9 protein-coding genes are annotated in these 8,785 nt (G+C 64.2%); 1 reads left to right on the top strand and 8 read right to left on the bottom strand.

Going from position 1 to position 8,785, the window contains the following annotated elements:
• Nucleotides 1–117: 117 nt before the first annotated feature.
• A complete protein-coding gene (locus HMPREF3173_RS18135; RefSeq protein ID WP_371906692.1) occupies nucleotides 118–879 on the bottom strand; it encodes a class I SAM-dependent methyltransferase in 762 nt (253 codons plus the stop codon).
• Between the two features lie 115 nt (nucleotides 880–994).
• Between HMPREF3173_RS18135 and HMPREF3173_RS18130 the strand changes: the two genes are divergently transcribed.
• On the top strand, nucleotides 995–1,618 hold the full coding sequence (locus HMPREF3173_RS18130) for an energy transducer TonB (RefSeq protein ID WP_070575202.1): 624 nt from the start codon (nucleotides 995–997) through the stop codon (nucleotides 1,616–1,618).
• Between the two features lie 2 nt (nucleotides 1,619–1,620).
• On the opposite strand, the gene HMPREF3173_RS18125 is transcribed toward HMPREF3173_RS18130, so the two are convergent.
• From HMPREF3173_RS18125 to ppc, 7 genes are all read right to left on the bottom strand, one after another.
• Nucleotides 1,621–2,277 carry an extensin-like domain-containing protein gene (locus tag HMPREF3173_RS18125; protein ID WP_070575211.1) on the bottom strand — a complete coding sequence of 219 codons (657 nt, stop codon included), beginning with the start codon at nucleotides 2,275–2,277 and terminating at the stop codon, nucleotides 1,621–1,623.
• A gap of 40 nt (nucleotides 2,278–2,317) precedes the next feature.
• Complete coding sequence (locus HMPREF3173_RS18120) at nucleotides 2,318–3,148, bottom strand: isocitrate lyase/PEP mutase family protein (protein ID WP_070575199.1); 831 nt, start codon at nucleotides 3,146–3,148, stop codon at nucleotides 2,318–2,320.
• A gap of 32 nt (nucleotides 3,149–3,180) precedes the next feature.
• On the bottom strand, nucleotides 3,181–4,050 hold the full coding sequence (locus tag HMPREF3173_RS18115) for a DUF72 domain-containing protein (RefSeq protein ID WP_070575196.1): 870 nt from the start codon (nucleotides 4,048–4,050) through the stop codon (nucleotides 3,181–3,183).
• Between the two features lie 3 nt (nucleotides 4,051–4,053).
• Complete coding sequence (locus HMPREF3173_RS18110; protein WP_070575208.1) at nucleotides 4,054–4,341, bottom strand: hypothetical protein; 288 nt, start codon at nucleotides 4,339–4,341, stop codon at nucleotides 4,054–4,056.
• 128 nt (nucleotides 4,342–4,469) lie between these two features.
• Nucleotides 4,470–5,144: a tRNA (adenosine(37)-N6)-threonylcarbamoyltransferase complex dimerization subunit type 1 TsaB gene (tsaB, locus tag HMPREF3173_RS18105; RefSeq protein ID WP_070575193.1), complete on the bottom strand. Its 675-nt coding sequence runs from the start codon at nucleotides 5,142–5,144 to the stop codon at nucleotides 4,470–4,472.
• A gap of 88 nt (nucleotides 5,145–5,232) precedes the next feature.
• Nucleotides 5,233–5,883: an adenylate kinase gene (adk, locus tag HMPREF3173_RS18100; RefSeq protein WP_070575190.1), complete on the bottom strand. Its 651-nt coding sequence runs from the start codon at nucleotides 5,881–5,883 to the stop codon at nucleotides 5,233–5,235.
• A gap of 257 nt (nucleotides 5,884–6,140) precedes the next feature.
• Nucleotides 6,141–8,768, bottom strand: a complete 2,628-nt coding sequence (gene ppc / locus HMPREF3173_RS18095) for a phosphoenolpyruvate carboxylase (RefSeq protein WP_070575187.1) — start codon at nucleotides 8,766–8,768, stop codon at nucleotides 6,141–6,143.
• Between the last annotated feature and the right edge of the window lie 17 nt (nucleotides 8,769–8,785).

Below are 8,785 nucleotides of genomic sequence, written 5' to 3'. Positions count from 1 at the left end.
TTGGCCAAGACCAAAAGTGACCCGCCGTAAAGACGGAAAGGTGATTAACCGTCGATAAATAAAACGGATAAGCCCACAAACCTCAAAACCCAATCCCAATCCCAATCCCAATCCCAATCAAGCCTTGAGCGCCTTCTTGGGATAAATGTCATACCGACTGGATTTCCCCTCCAGACTGTGGCTCGGCTTGGGCCCATCGATAATGGGTGCCTTGCGTGGTCGCTTGACCACCACCCGGTGCGACGCCAACGCCAACGCCGCCTCCAACAATGCTGGCGCATCCAGGTCATCACCGACCAAGGGCCGGAACACCCGCATTTCCTTCTTCACCAGCGCGCTCTTGTCCCGATGCGGGAACATCGGGTCGAGATAGATCACTTGGGGCGGCTCGCCCTCCCAAGCCCGCATACGCTCGATGGCATTGCCGGTCAGCAGGCGCATGCGCTCGACGATCGCCCCCACCTCTTCATCACCACGCGCCCGTGCCAGCCCATCCTCGAGCAGGGCTGCAATCAGCGGCTGGCGCTCGATCAGGGTCATCTGGCAGCCCAGGCTGGCCAGCACGAACGCATCCTTGCCCAAGCCTGCCGTGGCATCGAGCACCTGGGGGCGGACGCCTTGGGCGATGCCGACGGCCTTGGCGATCATCTGCCCGTTACCCCCGCCATAGAGCCGTCGATGCGCCGCCTGCCCTTCGACGAAGTCCACCCGCACCGGTCCCGGCGCCTGCGGCCCTAGCTGCTGGATCTGCAACCCATCAGGCCCGACCTGCACGGCAAACCCCGCCTCGTCATCCACCAGCGGCACACCCAGGCGCTCGGCCCACACTTGTGCCTGGGCCTGGAACTCAGCCGACAACGCCTCGACCCTGATACCCATGCCCTGCTCTAGCTCCACCATCGGTTCGCGCACTCGAAAAAATTAATGAAATCCCGGCCACCGCCGATACACGCAGTATCCGCTATTCTGCCAGAGCACAACGCGCGCGACTGCCATGTCAGAAACCCTTCCCATCGGCTTGACCTACCTGTCGCCTGTCGGCAATTACGGTCGACAGAACACCCAGGCACTCGGGGGCGTAAGCCACCTGTGGCAGGATTTCTTCGCCCGCGCGTTGGCCGAGCAGCAAGGGACAGAAGCGGACCCGGTCAGCCAAGCCATCGCCAAGCAGGTCGACAAGGAAAGCGGTGAACCGCTGGGTGGTGTGCGCACCCTGGCGCAGATCCATGTCCAGCGTAGCTGCGATGTCCACGACACCGAGGTCAAGCCGCCCGAGCCGCTGTTCCTGCCAAAGGCCGAATTCGAGACCGAATTGCTGGAAAACGCACCCGAGCCGTTCAGCACCGCCGAACTGATCGAACAACAGCGCCAGCTCGACTTGAGCAACAGTTGGTTGCGCCCAGTGGTCATGAGTCAGGGCCATCCGCTTCCCGAGCCTGGCCCGGCGCCGTCGCCGCGGGCGTTGTTCCTGCCCATCGCCGAGTTCGAAACGGATCTGTTGGAAAACGCCCCCGAGCCCTACGACGAACCCACCTTGGCCAAACAGCAGAACGATCTGGAGTTCGACCTTCACTGGGCGCGCCCGGTAGTGCTGAACAACGTGCGCACGCACGCCTGAACTCAGCGGCAGACCTGCCAGAGCCCCATGTCCAAGTGAAAGTGGTTGTGGTGCGCCGCGTTGTAGTCCGGCCCCAGCACCGTATTGAAACTGTTGCAGGCCGCGTCATGGACCTCCCGTAAAAACGCCGCCTTCTCCCCGCCCTTCTGCCAATCCCTCGCCAGCACGATGCGTTGTCCATCCTTGAGGCGAAAACCCGTGATATCCAATGCATTGGCGCTGGCATGCTGGCTTAGCCGACCTTGTTTGCGGTGGTACACATTTCGGCAGGCAAAGCTGCCCAAATGCTCGACCTGGACCACGGGCTGGCCAAAAATTCGTTGCGCCGCGGGCTGCAGTCCATGCTTTTCGAACAACGCGTAGGCCACCGCCAATGGGCAAGACGCCAGGAAGCTACTGCTAAGGCGCGCTTCGCCAGCTTCGATTCGCCACACGTTGCGCAGCGGGCAATTGGCCGTGGGCGCGCTGTCGGCCTGTGGCCGGTAGCGCAAGGCCGATGTCTGCAAGGCCTGCAGGCACAAACGTGGGTTCTCGCGCAGGCGCGCGAGCTTGTAGGGCGTCAGGAAGTTGGGCGGCTGGCGCACGTCCAGCACCGCCCAGGGGTTCCAGGCGGCAGGTGGTCGCCAGCCCAGATACCACGCCAGGGCCGCCATTGACATCAGGCCGACAACCAGCAGCGTGGCAACACGCACGAGCGCCTCAGCGACGGAACAGGTCGTTGAGCTCGGCAAACGGCAGGGCCTGCGCGCTGTAGCCGAACGAGCCCTGATCACGGATCTCCAGCGCCGCCTGCTGCAACGCTCCCAGCGCGGCGCGTGCGAGCGAGGAGCCTACGCTGATGCGCTTCACCCCCAGGTCCTGCAACTGGTTCACGCTAAGCGGCACACCAGCCAGCCCCATCAGCACGTTGACAGGCTTGGGCGCGACCGCCTGCACCACGGCGCGGATTTCTTCGACGTCGCGCAGGCCTGGGGCATAGAGCACATCGGCACCCGCCTCGGCATAGGCTTGCAGGCGCCGGATGGTGTCATCCAGGTCCAGGCGCCCGTGCAGCAGGTTCTCCGCGCGGGCGCAGAGGGTGAAGGGAAACGGCAGCGCACGAACAGCCTGCACGGCGGCGCGCACCCGCTCCACCGACAAGCCGAAGTCGTAGATGGGGTCGTCGCAGCGACCGCTGGCGTCTTCGATCGAGCCGCCCACCAGCCCTACCTCGGCCGCGCGCCGGATCGTCTCGGCACAATCCTGTGGCAGGTCACCGAAGCCGTTCTCCAGATCGGCGGCCACAGGTAACGGAGTCGCATCGACGATCGACCGGGCGTTACCCAGGGTTTCCTCCAGACTCAAGGCGCCTTCGGCATCCGGCCGTCCCAGGCTGAACGCAAAGCCTGCGCTGGTGGTGGCCAGGGCCTCGAAACCGAGGCTTGCCAGCAGGCGGGCAGAACCTGCGTCCCAAGGGTTGGGAATGACGAAAGCGCCCTCACGCTCATGCAAGGCCTTGAAGGCTTCGGCTCGCAGGGTTTGCACATCCATGGTCACAACCTCCGGCAGATGATCAGGAGTCGTCAGAGTAGTCCCAGTTGTTCGACCTCGGGCGCACGCGGCAATTCCGGCAAAGGGGCAAGACCCGGCAAGCGCGCCATCAGGCGCTCATGAAAACGCTGGGCCAGGGCCGCGGCCTGCAGGTTGTCGGCGGTATGCAAAAAGACATAGGGACTGCGCCCTTCTTCGATCCAGGCGCCAACCTTTTCCACCCAAGGCGTGAGAAAGCTCTCGTTGGCCTCCAGCACCGGATGCCCGATGAATCGCACCTGAGGGTGCTGGCTGAATGCGGCCGGACGTGGCGGGACCCGTGGTTTCTTGGACTGTGCATGCAATACACCCGGCTCGCGCGAGGTGCAACTGAACAGCGCCCGAGGGTCCAGGCAGATGCGCTCGACACCCCGCTCGTGCAACAGCCGGTTGAGCTGGCGCTCCTCTTCGCCCCGGGCGAAAAACGTCTCGTTGCGCACCTCGACCGCCACCGGCACGCCGATTTGGTCGAGAAAATGACACAGCTCGCCAAGCCGCGAAGGGCCGAACTGGGCCGATAGCTGCAACCAGTACGGCGAAACCCGCTCGCCCAACGGCGCCATCAGCCGGGTGAAGGCAAGCGCGGACTCCAGATGCTCACGCAGGTCACCCTCATGGGTCACATCCCCCGGAAATTTGGCGGTGAAGCGAAAATGCGTGGGCATGACCTGCGCCCAACGCTCCACCGTGGCAGGCGCGGGACGAGCATAGAAGGTCGTGTTGCCTTCGACGGCATTGAACACCCGGCTGTACAGGCCGAGAAATTCAGCAGGACGGGCGTCGGCGGGATAGAGGTAGTCGCGCCAGGCGTTTTCACTCCAGGACGGACAACCGAGAAAGTAAGGCAGGGGCGATGGATTCATCCATCAAATGTACAGGTCCAGCCCCAGCACTTCCATCTCCCAGTCGGTGAAGCCGGCGGTGGCCAGGTAGCTGGCCAGAGCGGTTGCGGTGCGTCGATCACGGGCACGAGGAAAGATCATGTCTTGCTGGCGGGCTGGCAGACCACCGGAACGGCGGTTGGTGCGGGGCTCTTGAGGGGCTTCGACGTCCTCGACCAGTTCGGCATCGTCGATGTTCTCGTCGCGCACCGGTGCCTTGCGCGGGGTGCGCTTGATCGGATAGGACTGGGAGGAGAAACCATCGATACGCATGGACAAGGCACTCAGGATCAATGATGGCAATCTAGCAGCATCAGAGATCCCTCGCTAATGCCCAATTGATAACTGGACCACAGTTCGCACAAAAGGTTGCGACATCGCTGCGCCGACTGACGATAGGCTCAGCGCGCTTTGGGTGTCGCTACGTTGTCACGCAAGTACACAGGTTGCGCCTGCTCGGCCGGGATGGCCTCGCCGCGTGCCCAAGCGAAGCGGGCCAGCTCGAGGATGTCCAGGGCGTTGGGCAGCAAGCTGGCATCGCTTGCGCTCACCGGCACGGCCAGCCGTTCGCCATAACCCCATCCGGTGCCGGCGCCGAACCACTCGCCGGTGCAGGCCTCCGGTAGCTGCACACGTTCTGGCGGCAACACCGCCTCGCGCCCTACCAGGCGCATCTCGCCGTCATGGGCTTGATAGCAGCCCCAGTACACCTCGTCCATACGGGCATCAATGGCGGCGGCGACCTGCTGCACCCCGCGCTCACGCAGCGCACCCTGGGCCAGCGCCGCCAGGTTGGAGACCGGCAGCACCGGGCGCTCGAGAGCGAAAGCCAGGCCCTGGACCACACCGATGGCGATCCGCACCCCGGTGAACGCCCCGGGGCCACGACCGAAAGCAATGGCATCCACGTCGCTGAGCGCCACGCCTGACTCGGCCAGCAACTGCTTGATCATCGGCAGCAGCTTTTGCGCGTGCATGCGCGGGATCACCTCGTAATGGCTGGTCACCTTGCCGTCATGCAGCAGAGCGACGGAACAGGCTTCGGTAGCGGTATCCAGGGCCAGCAGGGTGGTCATCGAACGAGGTATCCAAGCAACGGGGAAAAGAGCGGCAGTATAAACGACAACGGCCCGCAAGCGGGCCGTCGTGACGCACGGAGATGGATCAGCTCAGGGCTGCCAGCACCTTGGCAGTGATCGCCTCGACCGAGCCGACACCTTCGATGTGGCTGTACTTCGGCTTGCCGTTGTTGGCGGCCGAGAGCTTCTGGTAGAAGTCCACCAGCGGCTTGGTCTGGCTGTGGTATACCGACAGGCGGTGACGCACGGTCTCTTCCTTGTCGTCGTCGCGCTGGATCAGGTCTTCGCCGGTGACATCGTCCTTGCCTTCCACTTTCGGCGGGTTGTGCTGAATGTGGTAGGTACGACCCGAAGCCAGGTGCACACGGCGGCCGGCCATGCGGCCGACGATCTCTTCGTCGTCAACGGCGATTTCGACCACGGCGTCGATGTCGACACCTGCGGCGACCATGGCCTCGGCCTGGGGAATGGTGCGCGGGAAGCCATCGAACAGGCAGCCCTTGGCGCAATCCGGCTGGGCGATGCGCTCCTTGACCAGGCTGATGATCAGCTCGTCGGAAACCAGCTGGCCGGCATCCATGACTTTCTTGAGTTCAAGGCCCAGCGGGGTGCCGGCCTTGACGGCGGCACGCAGCATGTCACCGGTGGAGATCTGTGGAATACCGAACTTCTCGGTGATGAACTTTGCCTGAGTACCTTTACCGGCCCCGGGAGCTCCCAGCAGAATTACGCGCATCTTGTGCTCCTCATATTTTTCTATGTAAATCAACGGATTCGGCGCAGAAGGCCAAGTCCGAAAAATCGGGTGAGACCGAAAATCGGTCAAAAGGCTGCTCAAGATACACAGCGCCCAGCAACCAGACAAGCGTCCCAAAGTTGCAGGAAATCGCCACTTGGGCCAGTTTCACGGCGCGGTTGCGCCCGGCGCAACCTGCCAGCACAACCTCGGCCGAAGGGCCTGCAGCCCCCAGCCAAGGTCAGCCGCCGAACGCCTCAACCGGTATTGCGAAGACCTGCGGCGATACCCGCCACCGTGACCAGCAGGGCCTGCTCCAACGGGCTGTCCAGAGCGGCTTCCCGGCTGCGCGAGCGCGCCAGCAACTCGGCCTGCAGGCGATGCAGCGGGTCCAGGTAGGTATTGCGCAGGCTGATGAACTCCAGGGTCTCGGGGCTGTGCGCCAGTAGCACCGATTGCCCGGTCAAACCCAGCACCACCTGGCACGACTGCGACAATAGGTCGCGCAGATGTGCCCCCAGGGAAAGCAAGTGTGGTTGCACCAGACGTTCGTCGTAGGCCTTGGCGATCTCGGCATCGGCTTTCGCCAGCACCATCTCCAGCATGTCGATTCGGGTGCGGAAGAATGGCCACTGTTCACGCATCTGTCCCAACAGCTCGCCCTGCCCACGCGTCAGGGCATTGCTCAGGGCCGTCTCCCAGCCCAGCCAGGCCGGCAGCATCAGGCGCGTCTGGGTCCAGCCGAAGATCCACGGAATAGCACGCAGGCTCTCGATGCCGCCGGCACGGCGCTTGGCCGGACGGCTGCCCAGCGGCAGGCGTCCGAGCTCCTGCTCCGGCGTGGACTGGCGGAAGTACTCGACGAAGTCCGGGTTTTCCCGCACCACGGCGCGATACGCCTTGACGCCGTCGGCAGCAAGCTGGTCCATCAGCTCGCGCCAGGCGGGCTGCGGGGGTGGCGGCGGCAACAGGGTTGCCTCAAGCACGGCGGCCAGATACAGGTTGAGGTTCTGCTCGGCGATGCCAGGCAGGCCGAACTTGAAGCGGATCATTTCGCCCTGCTCGGTGGTGCGGAACCGCCCGCCCACCGAGCCGGGTGGCTGCGACAGGATCGCTGCGTGGGCTGGCCCGCCACCTCGGCCGACGGTGCCACCACGGCCATGGAACAACAGCAGCTCGACCTGATGCTCTCGACAGATGCGCACGAGGTTTTCCTGAGCCCGGTACTGGGCCCAGGCCGCCGCTGTGGTACCTGCATCCTTGGCCGAGTCGGAATAGCCGATCATCACCTCCTGCGGTCCATGCAAGCTGGCACGATAGCCCGGCAGGCCCAGCAGGCGCTCCATCACCGGCCCGGCGTTATCCAGGTCGGCGAGGGTCTCGAACAGCGGCACCACGCGCATGGGCCGGGTCAGGCCGGCCTCCTTGAGCAGCAATTGCACAGCCAGCACATCGGATGCGGCACCGGCCATGGAGATGACATAGGACCCCAGCGAAGCCGCTGGCGCGGCGGCAATCTCGCGGCAGGTGGCAAGCACTTCGGCGGTCTCGGCGTCGGGCTTGAAGTGCGCAGGCAACAACGGCCGGCGGTTTTTCAGTTCCGCCTGAAGGAACGCGATGCGCTGTTCCTCGTCCCAGTCGGCATAGCGCCCCAGGCCCAGGTAGTCGGTGATTTCGGTCAGCGCGTCGCGGTGCCGGGCGGCGTCCTGGCGCACGTCCAGGCGCACCAGGAACAAGCCGAAGGTCACGGCCCGGCGCAGGGTATCGAGCAGCGGACCGTCGGCGATGACACCCATGCCGCATTCATGCAAGGACTGATAGCACAGCTCAAGCGGCTCGATCAGCTCACGGTTGCTGGTCAGCACATCAGCCCCAGGTGCCTGGGCGCTGCTCAGCGCCACGTGGGCCCAGGCACGGGTAGCGCGCAGGCGTTCGCGCACTTGCTTGAGCAAGGCGCGATAAGGCTCGGCACTGTCACCCACGCGCTCGCGCAGGGCATTGTTGGCCTGCTGCATCGACAGCTCGGCAGCCAGGTAGTCGATGTCACGCAGGAATAGGTCAGCCGCCATCCAGCGGGCCAGCAGCAGCACTTCGCGGGTCACCACCGCGGTGACATTGGGGTTGCCATCGCGATCGCCGCCCATCCAGGAGGCGAAACGGATCGGCGCGGATTCCAGCGGCAAGCGCAGACCGGTCGCTTCGAATAACGCGTGATCTACCTTGCGCAGGTGGTTAGGGATCGCCTGCCACAAGGAATGCTCGATCACCGCGAAGCCCCACTTGGCCTCGTCCACCGGCGTCGGCCGGGTGCGCCGGATTTCCTCGGTGTGCCAGGCCTCGGCGATCAGACGCCGCAAGCGTTCACGCACCTGTTGGCGCTCAGCAGGTGTCAGGTCACGGTGATCCTGCGCAGCCAACTGGCCGGCGATGGCATCGTATTTCTGGATCAGTGTACGGCGGGCCACTTCGGTGGGATGGGCGGTGAGCACCAGCTGGATGTCCAGCTTGGCCAACTGCCTGGCGAGGGCATCGTCGGAATGACCGGCCTGCTTCAGCCGGGTCAGTAATTCCGGCAGCACGTGCGCTTCGAAAGGCTCGGGTTGGCCAACATCGCGACGGCGGATCAACTGGTACTGTTCGGCGATGTTCGCCAGGTTGAGAAACTGGTTGAAAGCCCGCGCCACCGGTAGCAGGTCGTCGTCGGCCAGATCGCCCAAGGTCGAACTCAGTTGCTCGGCAGCGCCACGGCGGTCGGCCTTGGCACTGTGGCGGATGTCTTCGATCTTCTGCAGGAACGCCTCGCCATGCTGCTGGCGAATGGTCTCGCCCAGCAGTTCACCCAACAGATGGACATCCTCACGCAAGCGTACATCGATATCGGTCATCGGCCTTCTCTCCGGCG

This window comes from Pseudomonas sp. HMSC08G10, assembly GCF_001808425.1.
GTDB lineage: Bacteria > Pseudomonadota > Gammaproteobacteria > Pseudomonadales > Pseudomonadaceae > Aquipseudomonas > Aquipseudomonas guariconensis.
This window is presented reverse-complemented; position numbering and strand designations above follow the sequence as displayed.

Bases quoted from the DNA above. Each gene is read 5' to 3' on its own strand.
- tsaB (WP_070575193.1), bottom strand. From the start codon at position 5,144: ATGACCACCCTGCTGGCCCTGGATACCGCTACCGAAGCCTGTTCCGTC.
- HMPREF3173_RS18130 (WP_070575202.1), top strand. From the start codon at position 995: ATGTCAGAAACCCTTCCCATCGGCTTGACCTACCTGTCGCCTGTCGGC.
- adk (WP_070575190.1), bottom strand. From the start codon at position 5,883: ATGCGCGTAATTCTGCTGGGAGCTCCCGGGGCCGGTAAAGGTACTCAG.
- HMPREF3173_RS18120 (WP_070575199.1), bottom strand. From the start codon at position 3,148: ATGGATGTGCAAACCCTGCGAGCCGAAGCCTTCAAGGCCTTGCATGAG.
- HMPREF3173_RS18125 (WP_070575211.1), bottom strand. From the start codon at position 2,277: ATGTCAATGGCGGCCCTGGCGTGGTATCTGGGCTGGCGACCACCTGCC.
- ppc (WP_070575187.1), bottom strand. From the start codon at position 8,768: ATGACCGATATCGATGTACGCTTGCGTGAGGATGTCCATCTGTTGGGT.
- HMPREF3173_RS18110 (WP_070575208.1), bottom strand. From the start codon at position 4,341: ATGCGTATCGATGGTTTCTCCTCCCAGTCCTATCCGATCAAGCGCACC.
- HMPREF3173_RS18135 (WP_371906692.1), bottom strand. From the start codon at position 879: ATGGGTATCAGGGTCGAGGCGTTGTCGGCTGAGTTCCAGGCCCAGGCA.
- HMPREF3173_RS18115 (WP_070575196.1), bottom strand. From the start codon at position 4,050: ATGAATCCATCGCCCCTGCCTTACTTTCTCGGTTGTCCGTCCTGGAGT.